Annotated in this window: 18 protein-coding genes and 1 pseudogene; 9 read left to right on the top strand and 10 right to left on the bottom strand. The window is 65.8% G+C overall.

The genetic code is table 11. The annotated features are described in order from the left end of the window. Positions 1-20: 20 nt before the first annotated feature. The 3 genes and pseudogenes from HZY77_RS17925 to HZY77_RS15515 all read left to right on the top strand — a co-directional run. Positions 21-266: pseudogene (locus HZY77_RS17925) on the top strand (response regulator); the annotation flags it as partial. Positions 267-369: 103 nt separating this feature from the next. Then, a complete protein-coding gene (locus HZY77_RS17930) occupies positions 370-651 on the top strand; it encodes a winged helix-turn-helix domain-containing protein (RefSeq protein ID WP_363154654.1) in 282 nt (93 codons plus the stop codon). Positions 652-1,280: 629 nt separating this feature from the next. Further along, the gene (locus HZY77_RS15515) at positions 1,281-1,979 is read left to right on the top strand and encodes a HAMP domain-containing sensor histidine kinase (protein ID WP_296820932.1); all 699 of its coding nucleotides are present in this window, start codon (positions 1,281-1,283) and stop codon (positions 1,977-1,979) included. Positions 1,980-2,025: 46 nt separating this feature from the next. On the opposite strand, the gene HZY77_RS15520 is transcribed toward HZY77_RS15515, so the two are convergent. From HZY77_RS15520 to pmbA, 7 genes are all read right to left on the bottom strand, one after another. Next, positions 2,026-2,340 carry a DUF2288 domain-containing protein gene (locus tag HZY77_RS15520; RefSeq protein ID WP_296816708.1) on the bottom strand — a complete coding sequence of 105 codons (315 nt, stop codon included), beginning with the start codon at positions 2,338-2,340 and terminating at the stop codon, positions 2,026-2,028. A gap of 34 nt (positions 2,341-2,374) precedes the next feature. Next, a complete protein-coding gene (locus tag HZY77_RS15525) occupies positions 2,375-4,663 on the bottom strand; it encodes a YgiQ family radical SAM protein (protein WP_296816711.1) in 2,289 nt (762 codons plus the stop codon). A gap of 36 nt (positions 4,664-4,699) precedes the next feature. After that, positions 4,700-5,026 carry an FKBP-type peptidyl-prolyl cis-trans isomerase gene (locus tag HZY77_RS15530; protein WP_296656067.1) on the bottom strand — a complete coding sequence of 109 codons (327 nt, stop codon included), beginning with the start codon at positions 5,024-5,026 and terminating at the stop codon, positions 4,700-4,702. An 83-nt stretch (positions 5,027-5,109) separates the two neighbouring features. Then, a complete protein-coding gene (locus HZY77_RS15535) occupies positions 5,110-6,516 on the bottom strand; it encodes a TRAP transporter large permease subunit (protein ID WP_296816714.1) in 1,407 nt (468 codons plus the stop codon). After that, positions 6,516-7,055, bottom strand: a complete 540-nt coding sequence (locus HZY77_RS15540; RefSeq protein WP_296816717.1) for a TRAP transporter small permease subunit — start codon at positions 7,053-7,055, stop codon at positions 6,516-6,518. Before HZY77_RS15540 ends, HZY77_RS15535 begins: the two co-directional genes overlap by 1 nt. Then, the gene (locus HZY77_RS15545; protein WP_296816721.1) at positions 7,052-7,663 is read right to left on the bottom strand and encodes an arylesterase; all 612 of its coding nucleotides are present in this window, start codon (positions 7,661-7,663) and stop codon (positions 7,052-7,054) included. The genes HZY77_RS15540 and HZY77_RS15545 overlap by 4 nt, the downstream gene beginning before the upstream one ends. Beyond that, a complete protein-coding gene (pmbA, locus tag HZY77_RS15550; RefSeq protein ID WP_296816724.1) occupies positions 7,664-9,004 on the bottom strand; it encodes a metalloprotease PmbA in 1,341 nt (446 codons plus the stop codon). Positions 9,005-9,106: 102 nt separating this feature from the next. Here pmbA and yjgA point away from each other — a divergent pair, with 102 nt between their 5' ends. From yjgA to HZY77_RS15565, 3 genes are all read left to right on the top strand, one after another. After that, entirely contained in the window at positions 9,107-9,637 is a 531-nt protein-coding gene (gene yjgA, locus HZY77_RS15555) for a ribosome biogenesis factor YjgA (protein WP_296767229.1), read from the top strand. A gap of 14 nt (positions 9,638-9,651) precedes the next feature. Continuing rightward, positions 9,652-13,140, top strand: a complete 3,489-nt coding sequence (locus HZY77_RS15560; RefSeq protein WP_296816727.1) for a DUF748 domain-containing protein — start codon at positions 9,652-9,654, stop codon at positions 13,138-13,140. A 64-nt stretch (positions 13,141-13,204) separates the two neighbouring features. Then, complete coding sequence (locus tag HZY77_RS15565; protein ID WP_296816730.1) at positions 13,205-14,002, top strand: hypothetical protein; 798 nt, start codon at positions 13,205-13,207, stop codon at positions 14,000-14,002. On the opposite strand, the gene HZY77_RS15570 is transcribed toward HZY77_RS15565, so the two are convergent. Both HZY77_RS15570 and mog read right to left on the bottom strand, forming a co-directional pair. Beyond that, entirely contained in the window at positions 13,999-14,712 is a 714-nt protein-coding gene (locus tag HZY77_RS15570; protein WP_296816733.1) for an EI24 domain-containing protein, read from the bottom strand. The two genes, HZY77_RS15565 and HZY77_RS15570, sit on opposite strands and share 4 nt — an antisense overlap. Further along, positions 14,709-15,263 carry a molybdopterin adenylyltransferase gene (mog, locus tag HZY77_RS15575; RefSeq protein WP_296816736.1) on the bottom strand — a complete coding sequence of 185 codons (555 nt, stop codon included), beginning with the start codon at positions 15,261-15,263 and terminating at the stop codon, positions 14,709-14,711. Before mog ends, HZY77_RS15570 begins: the two co-directional genes overlap by 4 nt. Positions 15,264-15,336: 73 nt before the next feature. Between mog and HZY77_RS15580 the strand changes: the two genes are divergently transcribed. From HZY77_RS15580 to HZY77_RS15590, 3 genes are read left to right on the top strand one after another with little or no spacing between them, the layout of a single operon-like run. Beyond that, positions 15,337-15,693, top strand: coding sequence for a thioredoxin family protein (locus tag HZY77_RS15580; RefSeq protein ID WP_296816739.1), 357 nt, complete (start codon positions 15,337-15,339; stop codon positions 15,691-15,693). Continuing rightward, positions 15,690-15,827, top strand: coding sequence for a hypothetical protein (locus HZY77_RS15585; protein WP_296816742.1), 138 nt, complete (start codon positions 15,690-15,692; stop codon positions 15,825-15,827). Before HZY77_RS15580 ends, HZY77_RS15585 begins: the two co-directional genes overlap by 4 nt. Next, the gene (locus HZY77_RS15590; protein WP_296816745.1) at positions 15,824-17,014 is read left to right on the top strand and encodes a hypothetical protein; all 1,191 of its coding nucleotides are present in this window, start codon (positions 15,824-15,826) and stop codon (positions 17,012-17,014) included. The genes HZY77_RS15585 and HZY77_RS15590 overlap by 4 nt, the downstream gene beginning before the upstream one ends. Before the next feature lie 17 nt (positions 17,015-17,031). Here the strand turns inward: HZY77_RS15590 and HZY77_RS15595 are convergent, their stop codons facing one another. Beyond that, on the bottom strand, positions 17,032-18,006 hold the full coding sequence (locus HZY77_RS15595) for a magnesium and cobalt transport protein CorA (protein ID WP_363154656.1): 975 nt from the start codon (positions 18,004-18,006) through the stop codon (positions 17,032-17,034). Positions 18,007-18,075: the final 69 nt, after the last annotated feature.

The raw sequence follows: 18,075 nt of genomic DNA on the forward strand, positions 1-18,075 counted from the left end.
TGCTGGTTGAAGACGACCCGATGATCGGCGAGGCAGTTGCCACGGCCTTGAAGGATGCCGCCTACGCCGTCGACTGGGTACGCGACGGCAGGACGGCCTCGCATGTCCTCGAATCAGCCGAGCACCAAGCTGTCCTGCTCGACCTCGGTCTGCCGGGGCGCGACGGTCTGGAGGTCCTGCGCCGCCTGCGCGAGGCGGACCGCAGGCTGCCGGTCATCATCGTCACTGCACGCGACGGCGTCGACGACCGCATCCAGGGGCTCGATCTGGGCGCGGACGATTATCTGGTCAAGCCCTTCGACGTCAACGAACTGCTCGCGCGCATGCGTGCCGTGATCCGCCGCCAGGGCGGCCAGGCGGCGCCGGTGCTTGGCAACGGCCGCGTCAGTCTCGATCCGGCCACCCGCGAGGCGGCCTGCGGCGACCGCACGGCGACGCTCAGCGCGCGAGTTTGCGCTCCTGCAGGCCCTGCTGCTGCGGCCCGGTGCGATCCTGGCGCGGTCCGAACTGGAAGAACGAATCTACGGCTGGAACGAGGAAGTCGAGAGCAACGCCGTGGATTTTCTGATCCACGGCGTGCGCCGCAAGCTCGGCCAGGACGTGATCAAGAATGTGCGCGGCGCCGGCTGGTGCGTGGACAAGGCGTCGTGAGCCGTTCGCTGCAGCGCCACCTGTCGAAGATGCTGGCCGGGGCCGTCCTGGCCAGCGGCGTGATCGCGACCGCGGTCGCCTTCTATTTCGCCTATGCCGAGGCGCAGGAATTCCAGGACGATGCCTTGCGGCAGATTGCCGCGCTGAGCGCCGGCGGCGCATCGGACATCCGGCAGCTCGATGCAGCGAGCAAGAGTGTCGAAGACCCCGAGTCGAGAATCCGCGTGGTCCGTCTTCCCGCCGGGCCGCGTCCGGCGTGGTTGCCGCCGGACATCGCGCCGGGTCTTCACACGCTCGCCGGAAGCGGCGGGCAGGAGGCGATGCGGGTGTTTGTTCGCGATACTGGGCATGGCGGCCGTCTCGCCGTCGCGCAGTCCACCGACAGCCGCAACGAGATCGCGCTCAACAGTGCGCTGCGTACGCTGATCCCGCTGTTGCTGTTGCTGCCGCTGCTGATCGGGCTGATCGCATTCATCGTGCGCGGCGAATTCGCGCCCATCCAGCGGCTTGCAGAGGAACTCGACAGGCAGTCGGCCGAACGCCCGGCGTTGCTGCCCCGGCATGACCTGCCGGACGAAATCGCGCCTTTCGTCGACGCCATCAACCGGCTCCTTGCACGCGTCGACACGATGATCGCCGAGCAGCGCCGGTTCGTCGCCGATGCCGCGCATGAGCTGCGCACGCCGCTCACGGCGCTTGCGCTCCAGGCGCAGAACCTCGCCCAGGCAACGTCTCCAGCCGACATGCGCGAGCGCCTGGTCCCTCTCCAGGCGGGAATCGAGCGGGCGCGCAGGCTGACCGTGCAGCTGCTCGACCTGGCGCGGCTCCAGGCCAGCGAAGCGGCATGGACCGACGTCGACGTGCAGGCATTTGCACGCGAACTGATCGCCGAATTCCATCCCTTGGCCGAGGCCAGGGGAATCGACCTGGGCATGGAGGACGCCGGATTGAAATCGATGCGGTCCGACCCGCGGGCGCTTGGCCTGATCGTCCGCAATGCGCTGGAAAACGCGCTCAAGTACACACCGCGTGGCGGCGAAGTGACGCTGCGTTTGCGGCGCGATGGCAACCAGGCCCTGGTCGAGGTGGTCGATACCGGCCCGGGCATTCCGGAGGCGGAGTTGCGGCACGCCTTCGACGCCTTCCATCGTCTGTCGAANCGAGGGGAAGGCAGCGGCCTGGGGCTGGCGATCGCGCGCGAAGCCGCAGTCCGGTTGGGTNNGGGGGTGACGCTCAAGAATACGCCGAACCATGCCGGACTCGTGTTTGGCTACGTGCAACCAGTCGAGCAGAACGGTCGGAGCGGCCCGCCTGTGCGCGAATCCTAGAGTGATTGTATCCCTGCGCGTGCAGCAGTTCGGCGTCCCGACTGGCTTAGTCCGAGTCCAGTTCCTTTACCACTTCCTGCACCAACACCCAGGGCGCGACGACCACCGCCCAGAACATCGGTTGGCGCGCATGCCAGTCCTCGGCGTCACTCAGTTCGGCGCGGGCGATGCGGCCATCGGCCAGCCATGCCTGCACGGTCGCGGCGTTGTTCTCGGCAACGTGCAGGGCGGTGTCGACGAGGTCCATGCCGGTGGCGACCTTGATGATGTCGCCGCGCGCGAAGTGGCGTTCGAGTTCGGGCCAGGTGAGCTGGGCGGTTTCTAGGTTGAGCTTGGCGCGGAGGATGTCGCTGGGGGTCATGGCGCGATGCGAGCTACACGTTACAAGTGAAACGCTAGCGGGATTTGCCGCCGCCACGGCGCTGGCTGAGGGNGTGCTTGGGCACCTGCGGCGGACGGCCGCGGCTGGCGGGAGGGGGCTTGCCCGATGTCGGTTTGATGGCGCCGGATTTATCCGCGCCCGCTTTGGCTGGCATGGGTTTGGCCGCATGGGGCTTGGACGAGCTGGGTTTGCCGGACGCCGGCTTGGCGCGGCCGCCTTCGGCGCGCGGGGTGCGCATGCCTTCCGGTTGCTTGCCGGTGCCGGCAGGCTGATACGACGGGATGAGGTGCTTCTTGCTGTTGCCGATGAGGTCTTCGCGGCCCATGTCCTTCAGCGCCTCGCGCAGCAGCGGCCAGTTGTCCGNGTCGTGGTAGCGCAGGAAGGCCTTGTGCAGGCGCCGCACGCGGCCCTGCTTCACCACCGGCACGGTCTCGGCCTTGCCGCCGAGCACCTTCTTCAGCGGGTTTTTCTCGGTGTGGTACATCGCCGTCGCCAGCGCCATCGGCGTCGGCAGGAAGGTCTGCACCTGGTCGAGGCGGAAGTCGTGCTTTTTCAGCCATAGCGCAAGGTTGAGCATGTCCTCGTCGGTGGTGCCGGGATGGGCGGCGATGAAGTAGGGGATCAGGTACTGCTTCTTGCCGACCGCCTTGGAGGCCGCTTCGAACATCTCCTTGAAGCGGTCGTAGGCGCCCATGCCGGGCTTCATCATCTTCGACAGCGGCCCGGCCTCGGTGTGCTCGGGCGCGATCTTCAGGTAGCCGCCGACGTGGTGCTGCACCAGTTCCTTCACGTATTCGGGCGAGCGCACCGCGAGGTCGTAGCGCAGGCCCGAGCTGATCTGGATCTTCTTGATGCCCCGAATCTGGCGCGCGCGGCGGTACATGTGGATCAGCGGCGTGTGGTCGGTGTTGAGGTTCTCGCAGATGTCGGGGAACACACATGACAGCTTGCGGCAGGCGTGTTCGATCTTTTTCGACTTGCACGCCATGCGGTACATGTTGGCGGTCGGTCCGCCGAGGTCGGAGATGACGCCCGTAAATCCTGGCGTCTTGTCGCGGATGGCCTCGATTTCCCGGATCACCGAATCCTCGGAGCGACTCTGGATGATGCGGCCCTCGTGCTCGGTGATCGAGCAGAAGGTGCAGCCGCCGAAACAGCCGCGCATGATGTTGATCGAGAAGCGGATCATCTCCCACGCGGGAATCCTGGCGTCGCCGTAGCTCGGATGCGGCGCGCGNNCGTAGGGCAGGTCGTAGACGGCGTCCATCTCGGCCGTGGAGAGCGGGATCGGCGGCGGGTTGAGCCAGACGTCGCGCTCGCCGTGTGCCTGGCGCAGGGCGCGGGCGTTGCCGGGGTTGGACTCGAGGTGGAACACGCGCGAGGCATGGGCGTATAGCACGGGATTGTTCTTCACCTGGTCATAGTCGGGCAGGCGGACCACGGTGCGCGCGCGCAATTCCTGCCTGGCGGCGAGCCGTTCGGCCTTGGGCACGATGCGCACCGGAGCCGTACCTTCGGGTGTCTGCGCGGTAGCGCCCGTGGGCGTCATCGCGTAGGGGTCGACGTGGGCGTCGACGGCGCCGGNGGTGTCGAGCTCGGTCGACAGCACCTCGATCCAGTTTTCGGCAGGCTTCCAGTCATGCGCCACCATGAAGCCGGTGCCGCGCAGGTCGCGGATGTCGCCGATCTTCTCGCNCCTGGCGAGGCGGTGCGTGACGTCGAGCAGCGCGCGCTCGGCGTTGCCGAAGATCAGCAGGTCGGCCTTCGAGTCCGGCAGTACCGAGCGCCGCACGGTGTCGGACCAGTAGTCGTAGTGCGCGATGCGGCGCAGGCTCGCCTCGATCGACCCGATGATGACCGGCGTGCCGGGGTAGGCCTCGCGGCAGCGCTGTGCGTACACGGTGACCGCGCGGTCGGGGCGCTTGTTGGGTTCGGCGTTGGCCGTGTAGGCGTCGTCGGAGCGGATCTTGCGGTCGGAGGTGTAGCGGTTGACCATCGAGTCCATGTTGCCCGCGGTGACGCCGAAATACAGCGTCGGCTGGCCCAGCGCGCGGAAGGCGTCGGCCGAATGCCAGTCGGGCTGGCTGATGATGCCGACACGGTAGCCCTGCGCTTCCAGCAGCCGCCCGACCAGCGCCATGCCGAAGCTGGGGTGGTCGATGTAGGCGTCGCCGGTGACGAGAATCACGTCGCACGCATCCCAGCCGAGCGCGGCCATCTCGGCGCGCGACATCGGCAGGAAGGNGGCGGTGCCGAAGCGCGCCGCCCAGTGCTTGCGGTGGGAAAACAGGGCGTGGGTCATGGCATGTTTATCCGCGAAATGCGCGGATAAAAAGACTCAGTTGACGCCCAGCAGTTCCACTTCGAACACCAGGGTGGCGTTCGGCGGGATCACGCCGCCGGCACCGCGCGACCCGTAGGCCAGTTCCGGCGGGATGGTGAGCTTGCGCTTGCCGCCGACCTGCATGCCGGCCACACCCTGGTCCCAGCCAGGGATGACCTGGCCCATGCCGAGCTTGAATTCGAAGGGGTCGTTGCGGTCGACGCTGGAGTCGAATTTCTGGCCGTTGGTGAGCCAGCCGGTGTAGTGCACCGACACGTACTGGCCGGCGCTGGCGGTGTCGCCGCTGCCGGCGACGAGGTCTTCGATGATGAGTTCGCTCATGATTCAGTCCTGGAATGTGAGATTGCGATGGGCGCGCAGGCGACAGTGCTGCGCGAAGCCGCTCATTTTCTCACGTTTCCGGGTCAGCGCCACTCGGCCGGTAGATAACCGGTGTCGGGATCGACGTCGAGGGGGATGTCGATGACGCTACTGGCGTCCGGCGGCGTATTGCGCAGCACGACCTGCGGAATGCCCAGTACCACGGCGACCATGATCAGCTGGATGACGAGGAAGGGAATCGCGCCGCGGTAGATGTCGCCGGTACGGATGGATTTGGGGGCGACGCTCTTGAGATAGAACAGTGCGAAGCCGAAGGGCGGGTGCATGAAGGCGGTCTGCATGTTGACCGCCAGCATCACGCCGAACCAGATCGGGTCGATGCCGAGCTTGGTGGCGATCGGGCCCACCAGCGGCACCACGATGAAGGCGATCTCGAAAAAGTCGAGGAAGAACGCCAGCACGAACACCAGCAGGTTGACCGCGACAAGGAAGCCGAGCACGCCACCGGGCAGTTGGTTGAACAAATGCTCCACCCAGACGTCGCCGTCGAGTCCGCGGAACACCAGGGTGAAGAGGGTCGAACCGATGAGGATGAAGATGACGAAGGTGGTCAGCCGCGTCGTGCTGTCCATCGCCTGGGTGAGCTGCAGGCGCGACAGCCGTCCGCGCGCCAGCGCCAGCAGCAGGGCCCCGGCCGCGCCCATCGCGCCGCCCTCGGTGGGCGTGGCGATGCCGATGAAGATGGTGCCGAGCACGAGGAAGATCAGCGCCAGCGGCGGTAACAGCGTGGTCAGCACGCGTAGCAACAGGGCGGTGCCATGCAGGGTGCGCGCGCTGGCCGGCAAGGCGGGCGCGGCCAGTGGCCGGAACAGCGTCACGGCGAATACATAGGCCAGATACAAACCGACGAGCAGTGCGCCGGGCAGCAGCGCGCCCTTGTACATGTCGCCGACCGACGCGCCGAGCTGATCCGCCAGGACGATCAGGACCAGCGACGGCGGCACGATCTGCGCCAGCGTACCCGAGGCGGCAATGACGCCGGCGGCCAGGCGCTTGTCGTAGCCGTGGCGTAGCATCACCGGCATCGAGATCAAGCCCATGGCGATGACGGTCGCCGCGACCACGCCGGTGGTGGCGGCCAGCAGGCCGCCGACCAGGATGACCGCATAGGCGAGGCCGCCGCGCACCGAGCCGAACAGCTGGCCGATTGTGTCGAGCAGGTCCTCGGCCATGCCCGAACGTTCGAGGATCAGGCCCATGAAGGCGAAGAAGGGGATCGCCAGCAGCGTGGGGTTGGCGACAATGCCGTAGACGCGCTCGGGCAGCGCCTGCAGCAGCGAGAGGTCGAAATGGCCGGCGGCGATGCCGATGCCGGCGAACAGCAGACCATTGGCGGCGAGCGCGAATGCCACCGGGTAACCCAACAGCAGGAAGGCCACCAGACCGAGGAACATCAGCGGTGCCATATCGCCCATAACCGCACCATCCATCAGGCTTCTTCCTCAGGAGCCTCGTGGGGCAACACGAGATGGCCCGAGAGCACGCCGATGCGCTTGATGATTTCGGCGATGCCCTGCAGTGCAAGCAGGGCGAAGCCGACGGGCAGCAGCAGCTTCACCGGCCAGCGCACCAGACCGCCGGCATCGGGCGACATTTCATGAGTCACCCAGGCCTCATGGAACATCGGCCACGCCAACCACATGAGCAGCCCTGCCATCGGCAGCAGGAACAGTAGGCCGCCGGCGAGGTCGATCCAGGCCTGGCCACGCAGGCTCAGGCGGTTGTAGAGAATGTCGATGCGCACGTGGCCGTTGTGCTTCAGCGTGTAGCCCGCCGCCAGCAGGAACATCGCGCCGAACAGGTACCACTGGATTTCCAGCCAGGCGTTGGAGCTTTCGCCGAGCAGATAACGGGCGAGCGCATTGCCGGCCGAGATCAGGGTGGCGACGAGCACCAGCCAGATGACGAGGCGGCCGATGCGCTCGGTCAGCGCGTCGATCGCGCGTGCCAGGGCGAGCAGGACATTCACAGCGCGCCGGCCTCCTTGAGGAAGGCGTCCAGCCGCTCGGCGACCACGCGGTAACCGGCGGCGTTGGCGTGGACGGGATCGGACTTGAGGCGGGCGTCCTTCAGCACGTCGTTGAACGCCTGCTCTTCCAGCGGCAACTTCATGTCCTTGGCGACGCGGGCGTAGAAGTCCGGTGCACCGCCGAACAGCTTCGGCTCGGGCACGGCGATCAGCACGACGCTGGCGCCGCTGGAACGAATCGTCTGCACCAGCAGGCGCAGATTGTTCTCGGTCGTGGCCTCGGGCTGCTTCCGCAGCATGTCGTTGCCGCCCAGACACAGCAGCACCAGGCGCGGCTTGTATTCGTCCAGCACGGCGGGCAGGCGTTGCAGCCCGGTGGCCGTGGTGTCGCCGGGCACGCCGGCATTGATGACCGTGTGGCCGCTGAGCGTGGCCAGCACGGCTGGATAGGCCGTCTCCTCGCTGGCACCGGTGCCGTGGGTGAGGCTATCGCCGAAAGCGAGGATGACGTCGTGCGGGCTGAGTTTGGGCAGCGTGGGCGCGCGGCCGCAGGCGACAAGCAGGACGGCGACGCAAACCGCGATGAAAAAGCGGCTTGCTGCCAGCATTTAGTTGCCGGCCACCGTCATGTGGTCGATCAGGATGGAGCCGACCCGCTTGGAGCCGCGCCGCTCGATGTCCTTGCCGATGGCGATGATGCCCTTGAACATCTCGGCCAGGTTGCCGGCGATGGTGATTTCCTCGACCGGATACTGGATCTCGCCGTTCTCCATCCAGAAGCCGGCGGCGCCGCGGGAGTAGTCGCCGGTGACCATGTTGGCGCCGTGGCCGAGCAGCTCGGTGACCAGGAGCCCCGTGCCCATCTCCTTCAGCAGGCCGTCGAGGTCGTGCTCGCCGGGCGCGACGATGAGGTTGTGGCTGCCGCCGGCGTTGCCGGTGGTTTTCATGCCGAGTTTCTTCGCCGAGTAGGTCGACAGGAAATAGCCTTGCAGCACGCCGTCCTTGACGATGTCGCGGTCGAGGCAGGCAACGCCTTCGCTGTCGAACGGGGCGCTACCGAGGCCACCTGGCATGAACGGCTGCTCGCGGATGTTGACCAGCGGGGCGAACACCTGCTGGCCCAGGCTGTCGAGCAGGAACGAGGACTTGCGGTAGAGGCTGCCGCCGGAGACCGCTGCGACGAAGTTGCCGATCAGGCCGGTGGCGATCGGCGCCTCGAACAGCACCGGACAGGTGCGCGTATCGAGCTTGCGGCCGTTGAGCCGACGCACGGTGCGGGTGCCGGCGATGCGGCCGACGGTTTCGGGCGATTCCAGATCGTTTGCATTGCGCGCGCTGGTGTACCAGTAGTCGCGCTGCATCGCGCCCTTGTCCTCGCCGATCACGGCGACCGACATGCCGTGGCGCGAGCCGGCGTAGCCGTTGCAGAAGCCGAGGCTGTTGGCGTAGATGAAGTGCGAGGTGTGCAGGCTGACGCCGGCGCCTTCGGAGTTGGTCAGCCGCTTGTCCACCGCCAGTGCCGCCGCTTCGCAGGCCTGGGCACGCTCGGCGGCTTCTTCCACGGTGAGCGCCCACGGGTGGTAGAGATCGAGCTCGGGCACGTCCTTCGCCAGCCGGTCGGCGTCGGGCAGGCCGGCCGCTTCGTCCTCGGCGGTGTAGCGGGCGATGGTCAGCGCCTTGTCGACCGCGCTTTTCAGTGCGGCTTCCGACAGGTCCGAAGTCGACGCGTGGCCGCGCCGCTGGCCGAGGTAGACCGTGACGCCGGCGCCCTTGTCCTTGTTGTACTCGATGGTCTCGATCTCGCCCTGGCGCACGCTGACGCTCTGGCCGACACCCTCGGAAATCTCGGTGTCGGCGGCGGTGGCGCCCTGTTTGGCTGCATGCTCGATGACGATCCGGGACAGGGCCATGAGCTGGTCGCGGGTATAGCTGAATTGGGAGCGGGACATGTCGGCTTATCGAAGGAAAAGGGGGCGTAAAGGGTTTTGGTTCGGCACGTTTGGGCGACAGAAACTACAATGACGATAATAACAGTAACCGAAAGTCCCACCGTGCGCCTGATCGACCCTGATGCCGAACTGGAATTCGACCCCGACGAGGTCTACGACGGTCCCAGCAAAAGCCACAAGAAACGCGAAGTCGAGGCCCTGCAGGCCCTGGGTGAAATCCTGGTCAAGCTGCCGGATGCCCAGTTCAAACGCATCGAGCTACCAGAAGAACTGCGTGCCGCCGTGGCCGACTGCCGCAAGATCACCCAGAATGGTGCACTGCGTCGGCAGAAGCAATATATCGGCAAGCTGATGCGCTCGGTCGATCCGGCGCCGATCCAGGCGCAGATCGACGTCTTCAATGGTGTGTCTGCGGCGGAAAACGCCAAGCTACACCAAGCCGAGAAGTGGCGCGAGAAGCTCATCGCCGACAACGAGGCGCTGACGCTGTTCCTCAATAATTATCCCGATACCGACGCCACGCATCTGCGGCAGCTGATCCGCAATGCGCGCGACGAAGCCGCGCGTAACAAGCCGCCCAAGGCTTTCCGGGAAATCTTCCGGGTGATCCGCGAGGCCATGCAAACGAAATAAGCCAGGGAGGCAGCATGTGGGGACGCATCGTCAAAATCGCCTTGAGCCTGCCGTTCCTGATCGCGGCCGGGCTGTTCGGACTGTATCTGGTCTTCGGGTTCTTTCTGGTCGACCCGCTGGCGCAGAAGCTGCTGCCCTGGATCGGCGAGAACAAGCTCGCCAGCCAGCTGAGCGTGCGGCAGGTCAAATTCAATCCCCTCACGCTGGAAGCCACCGTGGACGGCCTCAAGCTGGCCGAGCAGAACGGCGCGCCGCTGGCGAGTTTCGAGCGGCTGTATGTCAACCTCGATACCACCGGGCTGTTCCGCTGGGCCTGGCGCATCCGGGATATCGAGCTCGATCAGCCTCACGCCACAATCGAGGTGCGTCCCGGCGGCACGCTGAACTGGGCGGCACTGATTGCCAAACTCAATGAAGACAAGACACCGCCGTCCGACACGATCGCGCGGGTGCTGATCGATCACATCCGGATCGGCGACGGCCACATCGTCTATACCGACGCGAATCGCGCGGGCAAGCCGTTCAACGCCGTGCTGGAGCCGCTTGGCATCGAACTGGACGGGCTCTCGACCCTGCCCGAGGATCGCGGCGATTACCAGATCGCGGCCAAGCTGCCGGCGCAGGGCGGCACGCTCAAATGGAAAGGCGACGTGGGCTTGAACCCCGTCGCGTCGAGCGGCGAACTGGGCCTGGAAGGTGTGCAGCTGGCCAAGCTGTTGCGGGTGATCAAGGGCCCGCGCAATTTCGACCTGCCGTCCGGCACGCTGGCGGCCGGCTTGCGCTACCGCTTTGCCATGGTGCGCGACAAAGCGGGCGAGGATGTGCCCTGGGTACGGATCAACGGCGCCAACCTGATCGTGCAGAATCTGGCACTGGCGCCGCGCGACGGCGGCGCGCCCGTACTGCAACTTACCGAGGCACGGGTCGGCAACGCGAATTTCGATCTCGCCACGCGTACGCTCGATGTCGCGAGCGTCCGTCTTGCCGGCGGCAAGCTGGCGGCCACGCGCGACGTGAAAGGCACGCTGGATTGGCAAACCCTGTTCGCGGCNAGAGGAAGGTGCGGCCGCCCCCCGCCGGCTGCATCCAAGGCCGCCGCGCCGATGGCGCCATGGAAAATCGGCGTCCATGAAATCAAGCTGGCCGACTGGTCGGCACGGTTCACCGACCAGGGGTTCGCCAGGCCGCTGGGCGTCACGGCCGAAGGCTTCGGCCTGACGGCGGCGCTGACAGGCGAAGTAGGCGCCGCGGCCGCCATCGACGTGGGCCCGGTCAACGCCGCGTTGGGCCCGGTCCGTGTGCTGTCGGGCGCGCAACCGGTGGCGGAATTGCAGCGCGCCGCACTGGTCAACGCCCAGTTGAAGCTGGCGGAAAAACAGCTGGCCATCGAAGCAATTGAATTGAGCGGTGCGAAAACCACTGTCTCGCTGGACAAGCAGAAGACGCTCAACTGGGCCGATATCCTGAAGAAAGCGCCCGGCGCGCCGGCCGCTGCGCCAGCCAAGGCGGACACGGCAGCTGCGTCGCCGATGAGTGTGCGGCTCGCACGCCTCGGTCTCGATGGAGTCGAGGTCGGCATCGTCGACCAGTCGCCCGGCGTGCCGGTCAAGCTCGATGTCGCCAAGGGCTTTGTCACCCTGAAAGATCTCAGCCTGGATATGGATAAGGCCATTCCTTTGGAAGCTGGTTTCGTGCTCAAGCANGGGGGCCGTTTCGAGACCAGCGGCACGGCCATCCCGGGCAAGGCATCAGGCAAGCTGGACCTCAAGCTCGCAGGGCTGTCTCTGAAGCCGTTCGCGCCCTACGTCAACCAGTTCGCCAAGCTCAACCTGCGTTCGGGCGCCGCGTCGACGCGCGGCAAGCTGTCCTTTGCACAGGCGAAATCGGGCATGAAGCTGGATTTTCGCGGCGGCTTCGCTGTGGACGATCTGGCCATCACGGAAGAGGAAACCGAGGAAGCTTTCCTCGGCTGGAGAAAACTGTCGTCGGACAGCCTCGACTTCAGGCTGGGGCCGAATCGGCTGAACATGAAGGAACTGGTGGCACTGAATCCGTTCGGCAAGGTGATCATTTTCGAGGACAAGACGATCAACCTGCAGCGCATACTGCGATCATCGGACAAACCGCCTGTCGCCGCAGCCGGCAAGCCAGCGCCGTCTGCGCAGCCGGAGGCGATATTCCCGCTGGCCATCGAACGCCTACGCATCGTCGGCGCCAATGCGGAGTTCGCCGATCTCTCGCTGACGCCGCAGTTCGGCACCCGCATGCACGATCTCGGCGGCGTCGTGACCGGTCTCTCGACCGATGCGGCGACCACTGCGCAGGTCGAACTCGACGGCAAGGTGGACGACTACGGCTCGGCCCGCGTGCGCGGCTCGATCCAGCCGTTCCGGGCGACCGACTTCACCGATCTCACGCTGGCGTTCCGCAATCTGGAAATGACGCGGCTGACGCCATACTCGGGCAAGTTCGCCGGCCGCAAAATCGATTCCGGCAAGCTCTCGGTCGATCTCGAATACAAGATCAAGGATCGCCAGCTGGCCGGCGAGAACAAATTCGTCGTCAACAAACTCAAGCTCGGCGAACGCGTCGACAGCCCCGATGCGCTGCATCTGCCGCTCGATCTCGCCATCGCCCTGCTGGAAGACAGCAACGGCGTCATCGATCTCGATCTGCCGGTGTCGGGCAGCCTCGACGATCCGCAATTCAGCTACGGCAAGATCATCTGGAAGGCGCTGGTCAATGTGTTGACCAAGCTGGTCACGGCGCCCTTCCGCGCGCTCGGCAAGCTCATGGGCATCAGCGCCGAGAAGATGGAGGCCGTCAACTTCGATCCCGGCAGCAGCGTCCTGCTGCCNCCCGAACAGGAGAAGCTCAAGGCCGTCGCCGAGGCGCTGGCCAAGCGCCCCGCGCTGACGCTCAGCCTGGCGCCAGGCTACGACCCCGAGGCCGACCGGCGCGCCCTGCAGGAACAGGCGATGCGCACGGAAGCCGCCACCGTAGCCGGCATCAAGCTTGCCCCGGGCGAGGCGCCGGGCCCGGTCGATGTCAACAACTACAAGATCCAGACCTGGCTGGAAGATCGCTACGCGGCGAGCGCCGGCAAGGCCGACTACCAGAAACTGCGTGCCAGCTTCCAGGACAAGAACGCGGGGGCCGCCGCGCGCGTGATGGAAAGCGAAATGGTCGAGCGCCTCGCGCGCCGCTTCAAGACCCGCGACACGGGCCCCATTTCTGCTTTCCACGCCGAACTGCTGGAACGGCTGACCCGGCAGACGAAGATCCCCGACGAGGCCCTGCTCAAACTTGCGCAGGCGCGCGGCCAGGTCATGCGCGACGCGCTGGTCAAGCTGGGGCTCGACGCCAGCCGCGTGGGCGTGTCCGCACCCATCGAGCAAGCCGCCAAGGAGAAACTGGTGGGGAGCAAGCTGAATCTGGGCGCCGACGCAAAGCCCAAGGCCGAAGTCGCGCCTGTCGCCGCCCCCGCTGCCGCCTCGCCCTGATTCCGATTCAAGCGGACCGGCGTTTCGTCGTTAAGGGTAGGCCTTCCTGCCTGTCGACCCTGCCATGACGTTTCGCCGAATTCGCATTCTCATCCTGCTGGGGATTCTTGCTGCCGCAGTCGGCCTGACCTGGCTGGAGCAGACCATGGTGCGCGCTTGGAACGGGCCGTTGGATGTGGCTGTCATCCCGATCAATGGCGACGGCTCGACGCAGGCGGAGGACATGATCCGCGCGCTCAAGGCGAGCGATTTCGACGACATCGGCGCTTTTCTGGAACGCGAGACCGCGCGCTATGGTGTGAAACAGTCGCCGGCTGTGCAGATCAGCCTGCTGCCGGAACTGCATGAGCAACCACCGGCGCCGCCGCACGACCACAATGCGCTGAAAACGGTGTGGTGGAGCCTGAAACTGCGGTGGTGGGTGTATCGGCACTCGGGCGAATGGTTGCCGCAATTGGGCAGAATCAAGTTGTTCGTGCTCTATCACACGCCGCAGGACGGCGTCGCGCTGGCGCATTCGCTGGGACTGCAGAAAGGCCTGATCGGCGTGGTGCATGCCTTTGCCGATCCCCGACAGACGCAGCAGAACAACATCGTCATCGCGCACGAGCTGTTGCATACGCTGGGGGCGACCGACAAGTACGACGCCGAGGGCCGGCCGATTTACCCGCAGGGCTATGCCGAACCGGAGCGGCCGCCGCAGATGCCGCGCCACGAGGCGGAGATCATGGCGGGCCGGCTGGTGGATGCCGCGGGCCGGCTGGTGATGCCGCCCAGTCTCGACCACTGCGTGATCGGCGCCATGACGGCACATGAAATCAACCTCGACGAAGGCTTCAAACGGCGCTTCGCGTCACCTTAGGCCTGGCGCTGCCGTGCCAGCCGTGCCAGGCCATAGTGGATGAACGCCAGCGCGGCGAATACCGGGCCCAGCAAGTTGAGCAGGGGAACGAATTGCACCAGCCCGGTCAGCACCCCCAATCCCCACCAGCCGCTGCGCGCGTCTTTGAACAGCGTCGCCATTTCGGCGGCGCTCGCGTGCTCGGCGATCGCGTCGTAGCGGAACAAGCGCTGGTTCAGGTAGGCCGCCGCCGCGAAGGGCACGATGACGCCGACGCCGATCAGCCAGAGCGGCAGCGTCACGACCCACAGGACGACGAACACGATCATCGCAATCAGCGCATTCCACAGGCTGCCGACGAAGCTGCCGCCGTTTTCGCGCTTGAGTTCCGGGTAATGGCGTTCGGCCACGATGCGGATCAGTGCGGTCATGCCGAACAAGGCGGTGATGACGAGGGCGGTGAGATAGACCAGGGGGACGTAGAACAGCACATGCAGCAGGGCCTGGATGCCGTTGGCGATCCATACCGGTTCGAGCCCGGTCAACCAGGCCTGGATGCCGAGCTTGTCGAGCCCCAGCGCGATCCAGCCGGAAAATGTGGTCCAGAACGTCACGGCCAGCACCAGCCAGAGCAGGCCGGCCGCCAGCATCGGCCAGATCACCACCCACAGCACGCGCGGCTGGAACAGGTCACGCAGGGCGCGTGCCAATGCTTCGAGTACGGCCGTCATACCGATATCCGCAAGGCCGACTTGGGGCGGAAGACGTCGATCGTGCCCGCCCGGGTGTCGAGATACGGCCCGCCGATGAGATCGATGCAATAGGGCACGGCAGCGAAGATGCCGTCGAGCGTTTCCTTGATCGCCTTCGGTTGCCCCGGCAGGTTGAGGATCAGGCTGCCGCCGCGCGTGACGCCGACCTGGCGCGACAGGATCGCGGTGGGGACGTATTTCAGCGACACCGCGCGCATCGCCTCGCCGAAGCCGGGCAGAACCTTGTGCGCCACGGCGAGCGTGGCTTCGGGCGTGACGTCGCGCAGCGCGGGTCCGGTGCCGCCGGTGGTGAGGATGAGCGGGCACGTTTCGGCATCGGCCAGTTCGATCAGCGTCGCCTCGATCAGCGACTGTTCGTCGGGAATCAGCCGGGTGACGAATTCGACGGAATTGAGCAGCACGTCGCCGAACCAGGTCTCGAGTGCGGGCAGGCCCTTGTCTTCGTAGACGCCGCTGCTGGCGCGGTCGCTGATGGAAACCAGGCCGATGCGGACGGGATCGTGGGTCATGTGGTCATAAAAGAGGGTTGCACGAGTTTCCGAATTTATCAGAATGCAGGAGATGAAGATAAAGGAGACCAGGATGAACCTGATCAGGATGGTGGTGGCGGCAGGTTGTTTGTGGGCGACTGCGGTGCTGGCCGACCCGCCCCCGGGTTACCCGTTTGTCGATTTCGATGCCGGTCTGAAGGCGGCGCATGCCAGCGGCAAGCCGATATTCCTCTATTTCGGGCGCTATGGTTGCGCCTGGTGCGAACATACCAACAAGACGACCTTTTCCGACGCGGCGCTGAAAAAGTTGTACAGCGACAACTATGAGCTGGTGTATGTCGATGCCGAATCGGGCAAGCGACTGACGCTGCCCTCCGGCGAGCGCATCACCGAGGCCGAGCTGGGTGCGCGTCTGCAGGCATTCGCCACCCCTTGTTCGTATACATGACGCCGCAAGGCGACAAGATCATGCAGGTTCCCGGTTTCAAGACCGTGCAGGATTTCCGCGACTTCGACCGCTACGTGCGCGGCGGCTATTACAAGCAGAAGACCCTGCTGCAGTTCCTGGACGGCAAGTCGTGAGGTCGGTGCTCCTGCTGCTGGCCGTCCTGGCGGGCAGCGCACATGCGGCCTGGCAATGGAGCGAGCCGCTGACCGCCAACTCGGTGCGCGGCGCGAAAATCTACCCCCATATGGAATCGGCGAATCGCCACAACGTGGCGGTATCGGGCACGACCGTCGGCGTGGTGTGGGAAGACAACCGCAGCGGCAATCCGCAATGCTATCTGGCGATGAAGCCGGCGACCGCAGCAGGTTTCCAGCCGGAAATCCGGCTGAGTCAAACCGAATGCTACGAACCGGTCGTGGCCGCATTGGACGGCGGGCGTTTCGTGGCGGCCTGGGAAGAGGCGGGCAAGGTCCATGCGCGGCTGTTGCCCGGCGGCGCGGCCTTGAAGTTGTCGGATGCCGAAGCGGGCCAGGTGACGCTGGCGGTGGGAGACGGCGCGCTGTACGCGGCCTGGGCCGAACAGGCCGGGCGGTTCCGGCGCATCGTCGTGTCACGGCTGGACGTGACGGCTGGCACGCTGCGGGCGGGATCTATACAACCGGTCGAGGCAGCCATGCCGACCGACGAACAGGGCTGGCCCGCGCTGGCCGTGGCGGGCAACGGCAGCGTGACCGTGGCGTGGGAGGATCGCCGCGATCACCATACCGTACCGCTGACCAGCCACAGCAGCGATGGCCGCAGCTTTTCGCCGCCGGTTCGCCTGAGCGATCTGCCGAAGGGCGGCGGACTGGGCCGCTCGCTGGGACTGGGTGCGGGCACGGGCGCGATGCGGCCGACGCTGACGGCCTGGGGCAAACAGGGTGTCGTCGCTGTCTGGCTCGACAAACGCGACTTCCTGTCCGGCTACGATGTCTATGCGGCGTTCGATCCGGGCACGCGCAAATTCGGCGCCAACATCAAGGTGCAAGACAGTTTCGGCGACAACATGGCGCAGTGGCACGCGCAGATTGTCGGCAGCGCCGACGGGCGCCTGCTGGCGTTGTGGGACGATGCGCGCGACGGCACGCAGGACGTGTGGCTGGCAGACTGGGACGGCGAGGCATTCGGCGACAACGTGGCGGTNCCGGGTGCAGCCGGCCCTGGCGTGCAGTCTGATCCGGCCGCCGCGCTGGATGCTGCTGGCGGGTTGCACGTGGTCTGGCTGGAACAGGATGAACAGGCCGGTACGCGCGTTCGTTATGCGCATGCCGAGTGGAAGTAAGACGCCGGTGTGGTGCCCTAGATCCAGCCGCGTCGCTTGAGTCGTCGATACAGCACCAGGACCGCCGTGCCGGTCAGCGCCAGCAGCGCCGGGTAGGCCCACGGCCATTTCAGCTCGGGCATGTTGACGAAGTTCATGCCATAGAGACTGAACACCACCGTGGGCAAGGCGAGCAGCGCGCCCCAACCGGCCAGTTTCTGCACCGATTCGTTCTGCTTCACTGACAACGAGGCGAGATGGAACTGCATGGCGTCGGACGTCGAGGCGCGCAGGCGGTCGATGGCCGCCGACACCCGCACCGAATGGTCGTGGATGTCGCGGTAGTAGGCCTTGAGTTCCTTGGTGGACAGCTCCGGATGCAGGCGGACGAGGTTCAGCGAGATTTCCTGCATCGGCTCGGTGGCGTCGCGCAGCGCGGTCAGGTCGCGCTTCATCTCGTAGAGCTGCTCCAGCATGTCGCGCCCCGACTCGACGCCGCCCATCAACTGGCTTTCCAGCGAATGGAAGCGTTCCTGCATGCCCTCGATGACCGGCCTGAACTGGTCGACGATGAGGTCGAGCACCAGATACAGCGCGTAAGGCGTGGACGCCCTGAGACCATTGGGAAGACGCTGCAGCCGGTCGCTCACGCGCTGGTAGCCGCCGCCGCTGTCGTGGCGGATGGCAACGACATAATTCCTGCCCACGAACACATGCGTTTCGCCGAGTTCCAGACGCGCTTCCCATAGCTGGGCCGTGCGCACCGCGATGAATATATGCCCGTCGTACTCTTCCAGCTTGGGGCGCTGGTGCGTGGAAATCGCATCTTCCAGCGCCAGCGCATGCAGGCCGAGTTCCTGGCCCAGGCGGGTGATGGTCTGGCTGTCCGGCGATTTCAGTTCGACCCAGATGAATCGGTCCAGCTGTCCGACATGGTCGCTGATGTCGTCGAATGCGATGGGCTGGGCTTTGGAATCGGCGAAGAGGAGGCAGTTGATGGTGAACTCCAGCAGTGGGGGACAGTCGTGATTCTAGGGCGTGTCCATGTGGTTGGCACGCGGATTCAAGATCGGCAGGCTTTG

This window comes from Thiobacillus sp. (assembly GCF_013693775.1).
GTDB lineage: Bacteria > Pseudomonadota > Gammaproteobacteria > Burkholderiales > Thiobacillaceae > Thiobacillus.

Bases quoted from the DNA above. Each gene is read 5' to 3' on its own strand.
- HZY77_RS15520 (WP_296816708.1), bottom strand. From the start codon at position 2,340: ATGACCCCCAGCGACATCCTCCGCGCCAAGCTCAACCTAGAAACCGCC.
- HZY77_RS15530 (WP_296656067.1), bottom strand. From the start codon at position 5,026: ATGAGCGAACTCATCATCGAAGACCTCGTCGCCGGCAGCGGCGACACC.
- HZY77_RS15535 (WP_296816714.1), bottom strand. From the start codon at position 6,516: ATGGATGGTGCGGTTATGGGCGATATGGCACCGCTGATGTTCCTCGGT.
- HZY77_RS15545 (WP_296816721.1), bottom strand. From the start codon at position 7,663: ATGCTGGCAGCAAGCCGCTTTTTCATCGCGGTTTGCGTCGCCGTCCTG.
- pmbA (WP_296816724.1), bottom strand. From the start codon at position 9,004: ATGTCCCGCTCCCAATTCAGCTATACCCGCGACCAGCTCATGGCCCTG.
- HZY77_RS15565 (WP_296816730.1), top strand. From the start codon at position 13,205: ATGACGTTTCGCCGAATTCGCATTCTCATCCTGCTGGGGATTCTTGCT.
- HZY77_RS15570 (WP_296816733.1), bottom strand. From the start codon at position 14,712: ATGACGGCCGTACTCGAAGCATTGGCACGCGCCCTGCGTGACCTGTTC.
- mog (WP_296816736.1), bottom strand. From the start codon at position 15,263: ATGACCCACGATCCCGTCCGCATCGGCCTGGTTTCCATCAGCGACCGC.
- HZY77_RS15580 (WP_296816739.1), top strand. From the start codon at position 15,337: ATGAACCTGATCAGGATGGTGGTGGCGGCAGGTTGTTTGTGGGCGACT.
- HZY77_RS15585 (WP_296816742.1), top strand. From the start codon at position 15,690: ATGACGCCGCAAGGCGACAAGATCATGCAGGTTCCCGGTTTCAAGACC.